The organism is Burkholderia sp. MSMB1498, assembly GCF_001526245.1.
Classification (GTDB): Bacteria; Pseudomonadota; Gammaproteobacteria; order Burkholderiales; family Burkholderiaceae; genus Burkholderia; species Burkholderia savannae.
The window spans coordinates 36,588-52,193 of record NZ_LOYJ01000109.1 but is presented as its reverse complement, the minus strand read 5'-3'; the positions used below and the strand labels follow the sequence as shown (position 1 = coordinate 52,193).

15 protein-coding genes, 1 tRNA gene and 1 pseudogene are annotated in these 15,606 nt (G+C 66.4%); 10 read left to right on the top strand and 7 right to left on the bottom strand.

Annotated elements, in window-relative coordinates:
• Positions 1-105 precede the first annotated feature (105 nt).
• The 4 genes from acs to WS91_RS24935 all read left to right on the top strand — a co-directional run bounded on the left by acs (position 106) and on the right by WS91_RS24935 (position 4,741).
• Positions 106-2,088, top strand: coding sequence for an acetate--CoA ligase (gene acs / locus WS91_RS24950; protein WP_059671234.1), 1,983 nt, complete (start codon positions 106-108; stop codon positions 2,086-2,088).
• Positions 2,089-2,255: 167 nt separating this feature from the next.
• Positions 2,256-2,582, top strand: coding sequence for a DUF4212 domain-containing protein (locus WS91_RS24945; RefSeq protein WP_038748186.1), 327 nt, complete (start codon positions 2,256-2,258; stop codon positions 2,580-2,582).
• A complete protein-coding gene (locus WS91_RS24940; protein ID WP_059671233.1) occupies positions 2,576-4,591 on the top strand; it encodes a VC_2705 family sodium/solute symporter in 2,016 nt (671 codons plus the stop codon). The genes WS91_RS24945 and WS91_RS24940 overlap by 7 nt, the downstream gene beginning before the upstream one ends.
• 60 nt (positions 4,592-4,651) lie before the next feature.
• A tRNA-Ser gene (locus tag WS91_RS24935) sits at positions 4,652-4,741 on the top strand.
• Between the two features lie 42 nt (positions 4,742-4,783).
• On the opposite strand, the gene WS91_RS34510 is transcribed toward WS91_RS24935, so the two are convergent.
• On the bottom strand, positions 4,784-5,569 hold the full coding sequence (locus WS91_RS34510) for a site-specific integrase (RefSeq protein ID WP_257790888.1): 786 nt from the start codon (positions 5,567-5,569) through the stop codon (positions 4,784-4,786).
• Between the two features lie 241 nt (positions 5,570-5,810).
• On the opposite strand from WS91_RS34510, the pseudogene WS91_RS24925 reads away from it, so the two are divergent.
• Positions 5,811-6,275 (top strand): annotated as a pseudogene (locus tag WS91_RS24925) (integrase core domain-containing protein); the annotation flags it as partial.
• A 72-nt stretch (positions 6,276-6,347) separates the two neighbouring features.
• Here the strand turns inward: WS91_RS24925 and WS91_RS24920 are convergent.
• Together WS91_RS24920 and WS91_RS24915 are read right to left on the bottom strand one after the other, a co-directional pair.
• Positions 6,348-6,704 (bottom strand): hypothetical protein, encoded by a 357-nt coding sequence (locus WS91_RS24920; protein ID WP_156432490.1) that lies wholly within the window; start codon positions 6,702-6,704, stop codon positions 6,348-6,350.
• A 30-nt stretch (positions 6,705-6,734) separates the two neighbouring features.
• Entirely contained in the window at positions 6,735-7,247 is a 513-nt protein-coding gene (locus WS91_RS24915) for a ClbS/DfsB family four-helix bundle protein (RefSeq protein ID WP_059579199.1), read from the bottom strand.
• A gap of 304 nt (positions 7,248-7,551) precedes the next feature.
• On the opposite strand from WS91_RS24915, the gene WS91_RS36320 reads away from it, so the two are divergent.
• The 3 genes from WS91_RS36320 to WS91_RS24895 all read left to right on the top strand — a co-directional run bounded on the left by WS91_RS36320 (position 7,552) and on the right by WS91_RS24895 (position 9,667).
• Positions 7,552-7,923: a hypothetical protein gene (locus WS91_RS36320; protein WP_152611710.1), complete on the top strand. Its 372-nt coding sequence runs from the start codon at positions 7,552-7,554 to the stop codon at positions 7,921-7,923.
• The gene (locus WS91_RS24905; protein WP_038748196.1) at positions 7,920-8,549 is read left to right on the top strand and encodes an NAD-dependent dehydratase; all 630 of its coding nucleotides are present in this window, start codon (positions 7,920-7,922) and stop codon (positions 8,547-8,549) included. Before WS91_RS36320 ends, WS91_RS24905 begins: the two co-directional genes overlap by 4 nt.
• 512 nt (positions 8,550-9,061) lie before the next feature.
• Entirely contained in the window at positions 9,062-9,667 is a 606-nt protein-coding gene (locus WS91_RS24895) for a flavin reductase family protein (RefSeq protein WP_038748198.1), read from the top strand.
• A gap of 240 nt (positions 9,668-9,907) precedes the next feature.
• On the opposite strand, the gene WS91_RS34500 is transcribed toward WS91_RS24895, so the two are convergent.
• On the bottom strand, positions 9,908-10,168 hold the full coding sequence (locus tag WS91_RS34500; protein ID WP_156432488.1) for a hypothetical protein: 261 nt from the start codon (positions 10,166-10,168) through the stop codon (positions 9,908-9,910).
• A 92-nt stretch (positions 10,169-10,260) separates the two neighbouring features.
• Positions 10,261-11,595, bottom strand: a complete 1,335-nt coding sequence (locus WS91_RS24890) for an aminotransferase-like domain-containing protein (RefSeq protein ID WP_059671229.1) — start codon at positions 11,593-11,595, stop codon at positions 10,261-10,263.
• 88 nt (positions 11,596-11,683) lie between these two features.
• Here WS91_RS24890 and WS91_RS24885 point away from each other — a divergent pair, with 88 nt between their 5' ends.
• Positions 11,684-12,301, top strand: coding sequence for a DJ-1/PfpI family protein (locus tag WS91_RS24885; protein ID WP_059671228.1), 618 nt, complete (start codon positions 11,684-11,686; stop codon positions 12,299-12,301).
• 313 nt (positions 12,302-12,614) lie between these two features.
• On the opposite strand, the gene WS91_RS24880 is transcribed toward WS91_RS24885, so the two are convergent.
• Positions 12,615-12,839: a hypothetical protein gene (locus WS91_RS24880; RefSeq protein WP_197422280.1), complete on the bottom strand. Its 225-nt coding sequence runs from the start codon at positions 12,837-12,839 to the stop codon at positions 12,615-12,617.
• Positions 12,840-12,863: 24 nt separating this feature from the next.
• Between WS91_RS24880 and WS91_RS24875 the strand changes: the two genes are divergently transcribed.
• On the top strand, positions 12,864-13,940 hold the full coding sequence (locus WS91_RS24875; protein WP_082758330.1) for an acetyltransferase: 1,077 nt from the start codon (positions 12,864-12,866) through the stop codon (positions 13,938-13,940).
• 278 nt (positions 13,941-14,218) lie between these two features.
• On the opposite strand, the gene WS91_RS24870 is transcribed toward WS91_RS24875, so the two are convergent.
• The gene (locus WS91_RS24870) at positions 14,219-15,322 is read right to left on the bottom strand and encodes a serine hydrolase (RefSeq protein WP_197422279.1); all 1,104 of its coding nucleotides are present in this window, start codon (positions 15,320-15,322) and stop codon (positions 14,219-14,221) included.
• Positions 15,323-15,606: the final 284 nt, after the last annotated feature.

Below are 15,606 nucleotides of genomic sequence, written 5' to 3'. Positions count from 1 at the left end.
CGCAGGGTGGGAGACAGGCGCATTGCGCGCCGAATTAGACACGGCGCGCCCGATCGCGCCGGCATGTAGTGTGTAGTGGATTCCATGTTCACCAAGGGGTAGTCGATGTCTGCGATTGAATCGGTTCTGCACGAACGCCGCCAGTTCGCGCCGCCCGCCGCAGTGGAGAAGGCGGCGGCCATTTCCAGCATGGCGGCTTATCGGGCGCTCGTCGAAGAGGCTGAGCGCGATTACGAAGGATTCTGGGCGCGCCTCGCGCGCGAGACGCTCGAATGGCGCAAGCCGTTCGGCAAGGTGCTCGACGAGACGAACGCGCCGTTCTACAAGTGGTTCGAGGACGGCGAGCTGAACGCGTCGTACAACTGCCTCGACCGCCACGTCGCCGCCGACCTCGGCGAGCGCGTCGCGGTGATCTTCGAGGCCGACGACGGCACCGTTACGCGCGTCACCTACGCCGATCTGCTCGCGCGCGTCTCGCGCTTCGCGAACGCGCTGAAGAGGCGCGGCGTCGGCCGCGGCGACCGCGTCGTCATCTACATCCCGATGTCGGTCGAGGGCATCGTCGCGATGCAGGCGTGCGCGCGGATCGGCGCGACGCACTCGGTCGTGTTCGGCGGCTTTTCGTCGAAATCGCTGCACGAGCGCATCGTCGACGTCGGCGCGACCGCGCTCGTCACCGCCGACGAGCAGATGCGCGGCGGCAAGACGCTGCCGCTCAAGAGCATCGCCGACGAGGCGCTCGCGATGGGCGGCTGCGACGCGGTGAAGACCGTCGTCGTCTATCGCCGCACGGGCGGCCGGGTCGACTGGCACGAAGGCCGCGACGTCTGGATGCACGAAATCGTCGCGAACGAGGCCGACCAGTGCGAGCCCGAGTGGGTCGGCGCCGAGCATCCGCTCTTCATCCTGTATACGTCCGGCTCGACCGGCAAGCCGAAGGGCGTGCAGCACAGCACGGGCGGCTACCTGCTGTGGGCCGCGCAGACGATGAAATGGACGTTCGACTGGAAGCCGACCGACGTGTTCTGGTGCACGGCCGACATCGGTTGGGTCACGGGCCACTCGTACATCACGTACGGCCCGCTCGCCGTGGGCGCGACGCAAGTCGTGTTCGAGGGCGTGCCGACGTATCCGAACGCCGGCCGCTTCTGGAAGATGATCGGCGACCACAAGGTGTCCGTGTTCTACACCGCGCCGACCGCGATCCGCTCGCTGATCAAGGCCGCCGAAGCCGATGTCCACGTGCATCCGAAGAGCTACGATCTGTCGAGCCTGCGTATCATCGGCACGGTCGGCGAGCCGATCAATCCGGAAGCGTGGATCTGGTATCACAAGCACGTCGGCCAGGAACGCTGCCCGATCGTCGATACGTGGTGGCAGACCGAAACGGGCGGCCACATGATCACGCCGCTCCCCGGCGCGACGCCGACCGTGCCGGGCTCGTGCACGCTGCCGCTGCCGGGCATCATGGCCGCCGTCGTCGACGAAACGGGGCAGGACGTGCCGAACGGGCAGGGCGGCATTCTCGTCGTCAAGCGCCCGTGGCCGGCGCTGGCGCGCACGATCTGGGGCGACCCGGACCGCTTCAAGAAGAGCTACTACCCTGCCGAGCTCGGCGGCAGCCTGTATCTGGCGGGCGACGGCACCGTGCGTGACAAGGAAACCGGCTACTTCACGATCATGGGCCGCATCGACGACGTGCTGAACGTGTCCGGACACCGGCTCGGCACGATGGAGATCGAGTCGGCGCTCGTGTCGCACGAGCTCGTCGCGGAAGCGGCGGTCGTCGGCCGGCCGGACGACACGACGGGCGAGGCGGTCGTCGCGTTCGTCGTGCTCAAGCGCTCGCGTCCGGAAGGCGAAGAGGCGGCCACGCTCGCGAAGGCGCTGCGCGACTGGGTCGGCAAGGAGATCGGGCCGATCGCGAAGCCGAAGGACATCCGCTTCGGCGACAACCTGCCGAAGACGCGCTCGGGCAAGATCATGCGGCGCCTGCTGCGCTCGCTCGCGAAGGGCGAGGCGATCACGCAGGACACGTCGACGCTCGAGAACCCCGCGATCCTCGAACAGCTCGCCGAAGTGCGCTAAACGCGTGCGACGCGCGGCGCGCGATTGAGTGCGCGCCGCGCGAGCCCCTGCGCGGCAATCCCGATTGCCCGCGCAGGGGCTTTTTGTTACACAAGCGCATGGCCGCTTCTTCTTCAGGTTCTTCTTCGCCGACGCCGACGCCGACGCATACCGCCGAGCCGCCGTTCGTGCCGGCACGGCTCGCGCGCGCACACGCGCGCTACTGGCGTTTCAACGTCGCGCTGATCGCCGTGTTGATGACGATCGGCTGCATCGTATCGTTCATCGTGCCGCTCTTCGCGCCGGCGCTCGAGCCTCTGCGCTTCGCCGGTTTCAGCCTGCCGTTCTACGTCGGCGCGCAAGGCGCGATTCTCGTCTATCTCGCGTTGATCGCCGTCTACATCGTGCTGATGCAGCGCGCCGACCGAATCCTGCGGCGCGACTACGACGCGTGTGCGGGCGAGGCGAAGCGTGACGACGCCCATCCGCATCCGACGGACGCCGACGCATGCTGACGAATCGGCTGGTTCGGGCGTATGCGCTATACACGATCGGCTTCGTCGCGTTCGTGCTGCTGCTCTGGCGGATCGAGCGCGCGACCGGACCGGGCGTGTGGATCGGCTACGTTTTCCTGTTCGTGCCGATCGCGGTGTATGCGGTGATCGGGCTGCTGTCGCGAACGTCGGATCTCGTCGAATACTACGTCGCCGGGCGGCGCGTGCCGTCCGCGTTCAACGGCATGGCGACCGCCGCCGACTGGCTCTCCGCCGCCTCGTTCATCGGCCTCGCGGGCTCGCTGTACGCGACCGGCTACGACGCGCTCGCGTACCTGATGGGCTGGACGGGCGGCTTCTGCCTTGTCGCGTTCCTGCTCGCGCCTTACGTGCGCAAGCTCGCGCGCTACACGATTCCCGATTTCCTCGGCACGCGCTTCTCGAGCACGCTCGTGAGGGCGCTTGCGGCGATCGCCGCGATCCTGTGCTCGTTCGTCTACCTCGTCGCGCAGATACAGGGCATCGGCCTCATCGCGACGCGCTTCATCGGCGTCGATTTCTCGATCGGCATCTTCTGCGGACTGGCGGGGATTCTCGTTTGCTCGTTTCTCGGCGGGATGCGCGCGGTCACATGGACGCAGGTCGCGCAGTACATCATCCTGATCATCGCGTTCCTGCTGCCGGTTTCGCTGATCTCGATGAAGAACGGCCTCGGGCCCGTGCCGCAGTTCAATTACGGCCATCTGATGTCGAGCGCCGAAAAGCTCGAGGCGCAGATGCGCGACGCGCCGCAGGAGCGGCAGGTGCGCGACGCGTATCGCCGGCAGGCGGCCGAGATCCAGGCGCAGCTCGATAGGCTGCCGGCGTCGTACGACGACGCGCGCGCGCGGCTCGTGGCAGAAGTGGCCGCGCTGCGCCGGCACAACGGGCCGCTGCGCGAGATCAACCAGCGCGAGCGCGAGCTCGCCGAATTTCCGCGCGATCCGGCGGCGGCGCGGATTGCGTGGGAGCAGGCGCGCGACGATCTGCTCGCGCGCGCGGCCGATCCGGTGCCGATGCACGAGCCGTTTCCGGCCGCGAGTGACGACGACCGCCGGCCGCGCGAGCGCAACTTCCTCGCGCTGCTGCTGTGCCTGTCGCTCGGCACGGCGAGCCTGCCGCACATCCTGACGCGCTACAACACGACGACGTCGGTCGCATCCGCGCGGCGCTCGGTCGGCTGGACGTTGTTCTTCATCGCGCTGTTCTACCTGACGGTGCCGGTGCTCGCGGTGCTGATCAAATACGAGATCCTGACGAACCTGGTGGGGCGGCCGTTCGCCGATTTGCCCGCATGGATCACGCAATGGCATCGATTCGAGCCGGGGCTCATCAGCGTCGTCGATCAATTGCGCGACGGCATCGTCCACTGGTCCGAGATCCAGATGCAGCCCGACATCGTCGTGCTCGCGGCGCCGGAGATTGCGGGGCTGCCGTACGTCGTGTCGGGGCTGATCGCGGCGGGCGCGCTTGCCGCGGCGCTGTCGACGGCGGACGGGCTGCTGCTGACGATCGCGAACGCGCTGTCGCACGACGTCTACTACCACATGGTCGCGCCCGACGCGTCGAGCCAGCGGCGCGTGACGATTTCGAAGGTGCTGCTGCTCGGCGTCGCGCTGTTCGCGTCGTATGTCGCGTCGCTGAATACCGGGAAGATCCTGTTTCTCGTCGGGGCGGCGTTTTCGCTCGCGGCATCGAGCTTTTTCCCGGTGCTCGTGCTCGGCGTGTTCTGGAAGCGCACGACGACGCGCGGCGCGGTGGCGGGGATGGTGACGGGGCTGGGCGTATGCGTTTATTACATCGTGTCGACGTATCCGCTCTTCACGCAGATCACGGGCTTTGCGGGACCGAGCTGGTTCGGCATCGAGCCGATCAGTTCCGGCGTGTTCGGCGTGCCGGCCGGGTTTGCGACGGCGATCGCCGTGAGCCTGCTGGATCGGCGGCCGGACGCCTATACGAACGCGCTCGTCGACTACATCCGGCATCCGTGACGCGGGTTTTGCCAAGGGGTGGCGGTGCGGTTCCGGAATTTGCTATACTTGCCGTCTTCCGGAGAGATGGATGAGTGGTTTAAGTCGCACGCCTGGAAAGCGTGTATAGGTGAAAGCCTATCGGGGGTTCGAATCCCCCTCTCTCCGCCAGAATTCCTTTATAATTCAAGTGCTTGGCGAAGCGGGTGGCGATTAATTGCCTTGATTTCCTGCTGTTTTCTGTACGGAATCGCAACTTAATCGCAACGTCGATTCCGCAAACTTCTCCACTGCTTTTCCGCCCGCATCGGGGTCCGCCGTAGGCATCCACCTAGCGTAGATTCGAACGGTTGTGTTCTGGTTCGAATGGCCCATTTGGCGAGCTACCCACATTGGATGCTCCCCAGCGGAGAGCATCATAGATGCGTATGTATGGCGTGTCTGGTAAGGCTTTCTGTACTTGACCTGTGCCTTCTTTAGTCCCCGAGTCCACACTATCCGGATGGGGGAGTCCCCGGACCATCGAGCATCGTTTCGCGGGTCCTGGAATACTTCCCGGCCTTGTAGATACGTGTGAGCCTTTTGGGCGACTAGCGCAGACATGGCAGGCGGCAAGAGCTTTACCTCCCGGCGACTTGAACGTGTCTTCGTGTCCTCTGCCTCCTTTGCGGTCTGGGTCAATGCCCGTTTGACGACTATCACGCCGCGCTTCCAATCGATGTCCGTCCAATTGAGCGCGACAAGCTCCGAAGTACGTAGCCCGGTCCAAAACGCGAACCGAAACATATTTGCCGCCTGTGGAGGCATGGCTGCGACAATTTCCCGTTGCTCGTCCGCAGTGAATGGGTCTACGTCGTCCTCCTCCTTCGGTGCCTCCTTCTTCCGGTATGTCCACCCGTGGAGGGGATTGGCGGTCAACAACTCATCCTGTACCGCGTCTTCGAGTGCCTTCCGTACAACACTCTGGATGTTGGCAAGACGTTTGTTTGTACATTCCATCTTGTCCAGCCAGTCCCGGAAATCGTTTCGCTTGAGGCTGCCAAGCTCCCGTGAACCGAAGGTCGGAACAAGGTGACCAGTCCTTATCGAGCACGCCGCGCTTGAGCGCTACGGCAGTCCGTGCGACTCGGGGCAGTGAGCCCCATATGTAGAAGACCGACAACACGATAGACGCAGCCGCCGCGTAGCTGCTGAGGGGGAGGGACGAGAGGCCGTAGAGTGCAGTCCCCGTCGACGCGGCGACGGGCGGGCGTTGAAGATGCTTTGCGTGATCGATGAATACACTCGCGAATGCCTGGCGATCGAAGTCGGTGCCAGCTTGCGGTCGCAGGATGTGATCTTGACGCTGTCGCGACTGATGCGGCTGTACGGCAAGCCCGCATTCGTTCGGTCTAACAACGGCGCTGAATTTACTGCTGCCAAGGTTATGCGCTGGCTGCGAGACGCTGCAATCGGTCCGGCCTTCATCGCGCCTGGCAGTCCGTGGCAAAACGGGTTCGTCGAGAGCTTTAACGGCAAGCTGCGTGACGAATTGCTGAACCGGGAATGGTTCCGCAGCCGTGCCGAGGCCAAGGTACTCATCGAACGCTGGCGGCAGTTCTACAACGAGCGCCGGCCTCATAACGCGCATCGCTATCAACCTCCGGCCACGGTCCGTCGAGCCTGGTTGGATTCCGATAATATCGACGCGAGACTCACTGCCTGATTGGCTACAAAATCCCGCCGCAGGTCAATTCGACGCGGAGAGGAATTCGGGTGCGGGTGGTGAGATGTGGCGTTAATCGAGGATGTTGTTTTGCTTGATGATTTCGTCGCTGGGGCGGCGCTTTTTTTGAATCGTGTGCGAGATAGCGCGTTCGAATTCGGGGGAGCCGGACTGAGCGGAATGAGCGAAATTTTGAATGACGAACATTCCGGCGATGGGCAGCTGTTCGTTCATCACTTGTTCACGGAGCTTCGGAGCCTTGAAGCGCTTGCGGTGACGACGGCGCGCGGCCGCGTGGCTCGGCATGGCGATTCCGCCAAAACGGCGCACGACGACTTTCGCGGTGACGGGCGTAAAACATGTCGGAAACGGGGGCGTCGTATCGTTCGATGTCGAAAATCTGCATCGCATCGCATTGCAGCAGCCCATGCCGGCCGCGACCTTCCGAGAAATTCGCCGTCAGGTGATCCCATGGGCTTTCTTCCACTTGCGCAAACGCGCGCGCGCATTGGCATACGGCGACGACGTATTGAATTGGATCATCCGTCCCAGTGTGTATTTCTCGTACCAGCGCGCGCCATACAGAGATTCGTCGGTTTCCCGCTCGACGAGCGACACGATGCGCGCGTGCACGTCGGCGAACCGGTGCAGCAAGCCGGGATAGTCGTCATGGGCATGATCGGCATAGAACTTCTGTGCCAGGCGCCCCAGTTCGTTCCACTTGTACCCGGTATCGGGAAAATCCACCGGCCGGCCGTGCGCGCTGGCGTCGCACCATTTCAGCACCAACTGGTTCCAGCCGATCAGGTAGGCCACCAGATCGGCCGCGCTCATCCGCGTGCCTCGTGCGTGGCCTTCCAGGGTAGCCTCACGTGCGCGTTCCGGCGGCACGCCGGCAAGGTCCGCCGCCAGCTTTTCGTAAGTGGTGCGGATCGCATCCAGCAATTCCTGCCTGGTTTGTGGGATAGCCATGTCGTGTGAATCCCGCGCGTTGTCGAATGCGTTCGGATGCCGACGGACGACGGCCCGCCAGGCAGGGAACAATCGTTTTGGTTCGGCGGCGGCTACGTCGCCGCTGCAAGATAGCGGAAGTCGTCCCGTGCGGCGGCCGAGCCGAGCATCCGGCGCTCGTATCATGCGCAAGGCAACCGCGCGCCGATCCGTTTCGATTGTGAGCGCGTTGCGCGCGCGTCGGCAATGGTCAATCAACGTGCGAACTCGTTGGGCTTTCGCTTGTCGATTCGCCACAACGTCGAGGCGCTTGGCGCGATCGATCTTGATCTCTTTCGCTCGCGCCGCAGATTCGCCGGCGCAAGCCGCTTTCGATCGGCGAAATCGCGGCGATGCCGTTCTTCTCGATACGGCTCGCGCAGGACTTGCCGGCCGATTTTCGACGTTCGATCCGAATCGCTGCACACAGTTCAAAATCCCTTATCCTGCGTTTCTGGCGTCGATCGTCCGGGCGGCAACGGACACGAACACCTGGAACGGTCGTCCGGCTTCGCGCCGGGCGTTCGAGCAACGGAACGGAATGCATCGGCGCGACGGGCGACGGCATGGCCAGCCGCCCGGCAAGAGAATCGCCGGGCGATGTGGCAAGGCCGCCGTCGTCGCCGATGCACGCCACGCACCGAGGAATTCAGGATGAAGCTGCTTCTCGTCGGATCGACCGGGCTCGTCGGCCGACACGTGCTGGACCTGGCGCTTGCCGATCCGCGTGTCGACGGCGTGGTGGCGCTCGCGCGCCGCGCGCTGCCTGCACATCCGAAGCTGCACGCGCCGCGCGTCGACTTCGATCGCCTGCCCGACGACGCGCCGTGGTGGCGCGCGGACGCGGTGATCTGCACGCTCGGCACGACGATGCGCGCCGCGGGCTCCCGGCCCGCGTTCAGGCGCGTCGATCACGACTATCCGCTCGCGGTCGCGCGCATCGCGCGGCAGCACGGCACGCCGACCTACGTGCTCAATTCGGCCGTCGGCGCCGATCCGTCGTCGCGCTTCTTCTACAACCGCGTGAAGGGCGAACTGGAGCGGGATCTGGCCGGTCTCGGCTTCGCTTCATTCACCGCAGTGCGGCCGGGGCTGATCGGTGGGCAGCGCGGCGAGTTTCGCGCCGGCGAGCGGGCCGCGGTGCTCGCGCTGACGCTGCTCGGGCCGCTGCTGCCGCGCGGCTGGCGGATCAACCCGGCGCCGCGGATCGCCCGCGCACTGATCGAGGCGGCGCTGGTTCCGGAGCCGGGCGGGCATGTCGTGGCGTCCGATCGATTGACCTGACCGCCACGCACGTCGGCCCGAACGTCGGCCGGTGGCGCTTGCGCGCCACGGGCGCCGTCAGCGAAGACGGCTAACGAACGCTATCCTTGCGCTTGTGCGAGCGCTGCCGGTAGTCGTCGGGCGATGGACGATGAGCGATGGGTTACGGGTTACGGGCGTCGGCGTCGGCGTCGAAAGACGCATCGTCGAGCCGATCGGTGGCCGTTGCGTCGCGCCGCGCTTGCAAGTGCATGTCGGTCGGCTCGCCGCCGTCGCTTGGGCGGCGCAGGCGAGGTTGGAAGCGATGGATGCGATGCGCATGGCGACCGCATCGAAGCGAGGCCGTCGGCGCATCGGCGACGCATGGCAAGCAACGCGCTCCGGGCGCGCGGCGTGCGGTGCGCAGCGCGTGGCATGAGGTATGTGGCGTGAGGCGCGCGGCGCCAAGCACGCGGCGTCGGCGAATCGATCACGTCCGAACGGTTGCAACCCGCCCGGCATCATCCCGTGGCAATTCTCTTTGTGGAGTCTGAATGGACAGTCATATCGCTGCGGTCGAGCTGAAAAAAGCTTATCGACTCATCAATCACGGTCCGACGGTGCTCGTGTCCGCGCGCCACGACGGCGTGGACAACGTAATGGCGGCGGCATGGGCGTGCGCGCTGGATTTCTCGCCGCCGAAGCTGACGGTGGTGCTCGACAAGGCGACGAAAACGCGCGAGCTCATCGAGAAGGGCGGTGGCTTCGTCGTCCAGGTGCCGACGGCGGCGCAGTTGCGACTTACGCACGAGGTCGGCAGCCATAGCCTGTCGGACCAGCCGGACAAGCTGCAGCGTGCCGGCGTGCAGCTGTTTTCGATCGACGGCCACGACGTGCCTTTCGTCGCGGGCTGCTCCGCGTGGCTCGCGTGCAGGCTCGTGCCGGAGCCGCATAACCAGCAGGCCTACGACCTGTTCATCGGCGAGGTCGTAGCCGCATGGTCCGATACGCGCGCGTTCAAGGACGGGCATTGGCAATTCGAACAAGCGGAGCCGGCGTGGCGGAGCCTGCATCACGTCGCGGGCGGCCACTTCTATGCGATCGGCGACGCGCTCTCGGTTCGCGAGACCGGCGAGCAGCGCATCGAGGAAGCGTTGTAGGCACACGCGGCGCGCGCGAGGCGGGCGCGCTTCGTCGTGGGCTCGGCCGGCGAGCGCATGCTGAGTTTGCGTGCGGGCAGGCAATGAGTAGAGGGGCGATTGAATGGCGGCCCAGACACAAGCGGCCCGGAAGCGGGACACCGATCCAAGCTGTGAGCCGCCATTCAATCGCTCCTCTTCTCATTGCGGTTTGATCGTCTTCGGCCCAGCGCCGCTCGGGTGTGCCGACGAAGCCGCGCGTTACCGAAGTTTTCCCGCTCGGCTGAACCGGCTGGCGTGTTCCCGAGACGACGGCGAACCGACCGCCGGGCCGCGCGCCTGAACAGGCGTCTCTCGCCGATCGTCACGGCAGCGCGGCAAACGGCAGACGGCAAAGGCAAAGGCAAAGGCAAAGGCAAAGGCAAAGGCAAAGGCAAAGGCAAAGGCAAAGGCAAAGGCAAAGGCAAAGGCCGCCGGGCGGTTCGGGGCCGCTTCCGATCGCGTTCGTCGCCGCGCGGTCAAGTGTTCGCACGGTGCGGCGGTCGCTCGCGTATCCGCGACCGGCGCGTGCTTTGTCGGCCCGACCGCCGTTCCGTCCGGCGTTCTTCCGGGTCCTAAAAAGAATATTCGCCGATGACTCGCCTCACCTTGCGCAGCGCGTCGCGCAGCGTTTCCGGATCGACGGACCCGAGCGCGACGCGGATCGCATGCGGCACGTGCGCGGACGTCGCGAACGGCTCGGCGGTCGACACCGACACCTGCTCGCGCATCAGCGCCATCGCGACCTGATCGGCCCGCGCTTCGTCGGCGAGCGGCAGCCACACGAAATACGATGCCGGATGACGAACGCAGCGCAGCCCCGCGAGCGCGTCGGTCGCGATGGCCTGCCGCGCCGCCGCATCGCGGCGCTTGTCGGCCTCGAGGCGCGCGACGGTTCCGTCGTCGAGCCAGCCGCATGCGATCGCCGTCATCACGCCGGGCGTGTTCCACGTGGTGCCGCGGATCGCGCGCTCGATCGCCGGCACCCACTGCGCGGGCGCCGCGACGAAACCGACGCGCAGCCCGGTCGCGACGTTCTTCGACAGCCCGGACACGTAGACGGTCGCCTCCGGCGCGAGCGCCGCGATCGGCGCGGGCGGATCGCCGGCGAGAAACGCGTACGCGGCGTCCTCGATGATCATCAGCCCGTGGTGGCGCGCGATCGCGACGAGCCGCCGCCTGCGATGCGCGCTCATCACCCAGCCGAGCGGATTGTGCAGCGTCGGCATCGTGTACACCGCGCGCACCCGACGCGTTTCGCACAGCCGCGCGAGCGCGTCGAGGTCGGGGCCCTGGCCGGACGCCGGAATCGGCGCGAGCTCGAGGCGCTGCGCGTTCGCGACGACCTTGAAGCCCGGATAGGTCAGCGCGTCGGCGGCGACGACATCGCCGGGCTGCAACAGCGCCATCGCCGTCACGGCGAGCCCGTGCTGAGCCCCGCTCACGATCGTCACCTGCTCGGCGTCGACCGACAGCCCGCGGCACGCGAGATGGCGCGCGACGGAGGCGCGCTCGTGCCACCGCCCGCCGTGCGGCTGGTAGCGCAGCAGCGCATCGAGGTCGCCCGACGATGCGAGCTGCCGCAGCGCGCTTCGCAGCAGCTCGGTCTGCTCGGGCAGCGACGGATAGTTGAAGCCGAGATCGACGACGCCGGAGGCGGCCGCGTGCTGGTCGACGCCGAGCCCGCGCGGCAGCGCGGTTTCCCGCACGAACGTGCCGCGGCCGGCTTCGCCGCTGACGAGCCCCATCGCTTCGAGTTCCGCGTAGACGCGCGTGGCTGTGACGAGCGCGAGCCCTTCTGCGGCCGCGAGCTTGCGATGGGTCGGCAGGCGCGTGCCGGGCGGCAGGCGGCCCGAGCGAATGTCGGAGGCAAGTGCGTCGACGAGGCGTTTGTAACGGGCGCGGGCCATACCGATGTATCCATGACAATTATTTGATTGTAGTGATTCTCGGGCATACGATGCGTCGTCGCAATCGATCACTGACGGAGACGACTTCATGCATATCGCCATTCTCACTTTCGAAGGCTTCAACGAGCTCGATTCGCTGATCGCGCTCGGCATTCTCAACTGTGTGAAGACGCGGGGCTGGAGCGTGTCGATCGCGAGCCCGACCGCGCGCGTGAGGTCGATGAACGGCGTCGAGATCGACGCGCAGGCGTCGCTGCGCGACGCGAGCGACGCCGATGCGGTGCTCGTCGGCAGCGGCGTGCGCACGCGCGAAGTCGTGGCCGACGACGCGCTGCTCGCGCAACTGCGGCTCGATCCGTCGCGGCAGCTACTCGGCGCGCAATGCTCGGGCACGCTCGTGCTCGCGAAGCTCGGGGTGCTCGACGGCGTGCCGGCGTGCACCGATCTCACGACGAAGCCGTGGGCGCAGGAGGCCGGCGTCGACGTGCTGAATCAGCCGTTCTTCGCGCGCGGCAACGTTGCGACGGCGGGCGGTTGCCTCGCGTCGCAGTACCTGGCCGCGTGGATCATCGCGCGCCTCGACGGGCGGGAAGCCGCGGAGCGTGCGCTGCATTACGTCGCGCCGGTCGGCGAGAAGGAGGCGTATGTGTCGCGGGCGATGGGACATGTCGCGCCGTATTTGACGGAGGCGCCGACGGCTGCATGAGCGAATGGAGGCCGGAGACGGCTGGCGGAAGAGGCGGCCGGCCGCGCGCCCTTTGCGTCTTGACGCGGGCTTGGTTCGGATCGGGCGCAGGCCTAAGATGAAGCTTCGAGCTCGGCGGACAACGGGCGTTGCGCGGGCAGTGGCGTGACGGGGCCGGCGTTGGTCGAGGCGGAGGCGAGGTCGTGGTCGCGGCGGTGGCTGGCCGTGCGGCGCGGCCGGCGAGGCACGCGGCGCGCGACGTAGCGGTGCGGCGTTTCGTGCAGCGAAGCGGTTGATCGACGGCGAAACGATACAATCGCGGCGCTTCGATTCGTCATGCGAGGCGCGATGAACTGTGAGTGCGCGCATCGCGCTTCGAGCATCGAGCAGGGATAATCGGCCTGCCGAAGCCGAAGCCGAAGCCGAAGCCGAAGCCGAAGCCGAAGCCGAAGCCGAAGCCGAAGCCGAAGCCTGACGTCGAACGTCGAACGTCGAACGGGGCCCTCCTCGTCACTTCATGCATAGGCCACGCTTCATCCCGGCGAAGCACTTCGAACACCGATCGATCGCTTTCTGGAGACCCATGTCGAATTTCGGAATCGCACGCGGCGGGCATCAAGGCCCGCAAGCGGCCCTCCACGAAACGGCGGACGGCGCGGCGAGCCGCGACGCCGGCCGTCCGCCGCCCGCGCGGATCTTCGCCTTCAATGGCGACGCGGACGGCCTGTGCGCGCTGCAGCAGCTGCGTCTTGCCGAAGGGCCGGGCGGAACGCTCGTGACGGGCGTCAAGCGGGACGTTCGATTGCTGGACCGCGTGTCGGCCGCCGCCGGCGACGAGATCACGGTTCTCGACGTGTCGCACGACCAGAACCGCGCGGACGTCGAGCGGCTGCTCGCGGCCGGCGCGCGGCTGCGCTACTTCGATCACCACTTCGCGGGCGCGCTGCCCGACCATCCGAATTTCCACGCGTACATCGACACCGCCGCCGACGTCTGCACGAGCGCGATCGTCGACCGATTCCTGAACGGGCGTCACGCGCGCTGGGCAATCGTTGCGGCGTTCGGCGACGCGCTGCCGCAACTCGGCGAAGCGCTTGCGCGCGCGCATCGCGTCGAGCCGGCGGCGCTCGAGCAATACGCGCGGCTCGGCCGGTGCCTGAATTACAACGCATATGGCGAGCGCGTCGACGATCTGCATTTCGATCCCGCGGCATTGGCGGAGACGATGCAGCCGTTCGCGGACCCGCTCGGCTTCATCGACGGAACCGACGTGCTGCGCGTGCTGAGCGACGGTTACGAAGACGATCTGGGCCGAGCGCGCGCGGTGCGCCCGGAGGTGGCGACGTCCCGCGCGATGATGCTCGTGCTGCCGTCCGAGCGCTGGGCGCGCCGCGTGACCGGCGTACTCGCGAACGAGCTCATGCGCGAGCATCCGGCGTGCGCGCTGGCGATTCTGAGTCCGAGGACGGACGGCGGCTACGTCGTCAGCGTGCGCGTGCCCGAGAACGACGCGATCGGGGCGGACGATTTTTGCCGAGGCTTCGCAACGGGCGGCGGGCGAAAGCGCGCGGCGGGCGTCAATCATCTGCCGGCCGATCAGGTCGACCGGTTCGCCGCGCAATTCAGGGCGACGTTCGACGGGCGCGGCAAGAGCGCGTGAGACGCGCGAGCGGCCGGCTGTTGGGGAACGCGAGCGGAAGGGCGATCGGAGCGGGCTGCCGCAGGGCGGCGAACGTGGGTTGCGCGAGCCGGCGCTCGCGCATGCGGCGGCATTGCCGAAGCGCGTTGGGCGGCGGTGCGCGGCGCGCTCGCCGCATCGTTCGGTTCCGCGCGACGCGCGTCACGGTCACGAAACGGTTTCGCCGCCGGGCGCCGACTCGCGAACCGCGCCCGTGACGAACCCGCTGCCCCGCTCGTTCCGGCGCTCCGCGCCCCGGCTCAGCCGCCGTTCGCCGAATTCGCTTCCGTCACGCGCGCGCCGCCCGTCGTCAGCATCGCGCGCAGCCGCGCGGCGTCGAAGAAATCGGAATGACGCCCGGCGGAATCCAGCAGCACCATCACGACATCGCGCCCGTCGATGGTCGTCTGCATCACGAGACAAATGCCGGACTCCTTGATATAGCCCGTCTTCTGCACGCCGATGTTCCAGCCCGCGTCGCGCAGCAGGATGTTCGTGCTGTGGTAGTAGAGCGTGCGCAGGCCCGTGTCGACCTCGTATTTCAGATCGGTCGAATAGTCGCGGATCAGCGGATATCGATAAGCCGCCTCGACCATCTTCGCGAGATCGCGCGCGGTCGACATGTTGTATTTCGACAGCCCGGTCGGATTCTCGAAATGCGTGTCGACCATGCCGAGCGATCGCGCTTTCTGGTTCATCGCTTCGACGAATGCCGGGCGGCCGCCGGGGTAGTAGCGCGACAGCGCCGCCGCCGCGCGATTCTCGGACGCCATCAGCGCGATGTGAAGCATGTCGTCGCGGCTCAGCGCCGAGCCGATCGCGAGGCGCGAGCCGGTGAACTTGTCCTGGTCGCGATCGTCGTCGGTCACTTCGATCCGCTCGTCGAGCGGCGCCTTCGAATCGAGCACGACCATCGCGGTCATCAGCTTCGTCACCGACGCAATCGGCACGACTGATTGCGCATTTCGCTCGAACAGCGTTTCGCCGGTGTGCTGGTCGATCATGTAGGCGATGTTCGAACGGAGTCCGAACGGTTGCGACGTGCCGCGCGGCTCGAACGGGCGAGCGCCGAGCGGCGCGCGCGGCGAGAACGCGATGCGGTGCACGCCGCTCGCCAGCCGGTAGCGGCCGGCCTTTACGTGGTGCGTGGCGAGCGGCGCATGAGCCGATTGCGGATGAAAGCTCGCTTTCCTGATGAACACGGACGTGGCGGGATGCCGCTTCGGCACGGCGGAATTCGCGTGCGCGTCGAACGACGGGACGGCGAGTGCGGACGCGAGGGCGATCGGCAACGCCGCCCACTTCGATCGACGAAGTACGGTTCTGCACATCGCTTTCAACGAGGAAAACGGTGTCGTTTTCATGACGCCCCAATTATTGGATTGCCGCTTTGGAACGATTATAGTAACGGCCTATTACGTTAGCAATTACAGTGGGATAGGGAATTTTCCTCATCCAAATTATTGGAATTGAAACGGTCGTTTTTTCAATCCTGCTGGATGAAGATTCTCGACGCCTCGAACGAGGGCTCGGCGTCGATCGCAACGTATCGCATCCAGGCGACGCGCGTGATCACGCAGGCGATTCGGCGTGCGCGCGCGCCGGTGCGGCGGCGGCGTTCAGGTTCGTGGCAGTCCGAAAAAATCGA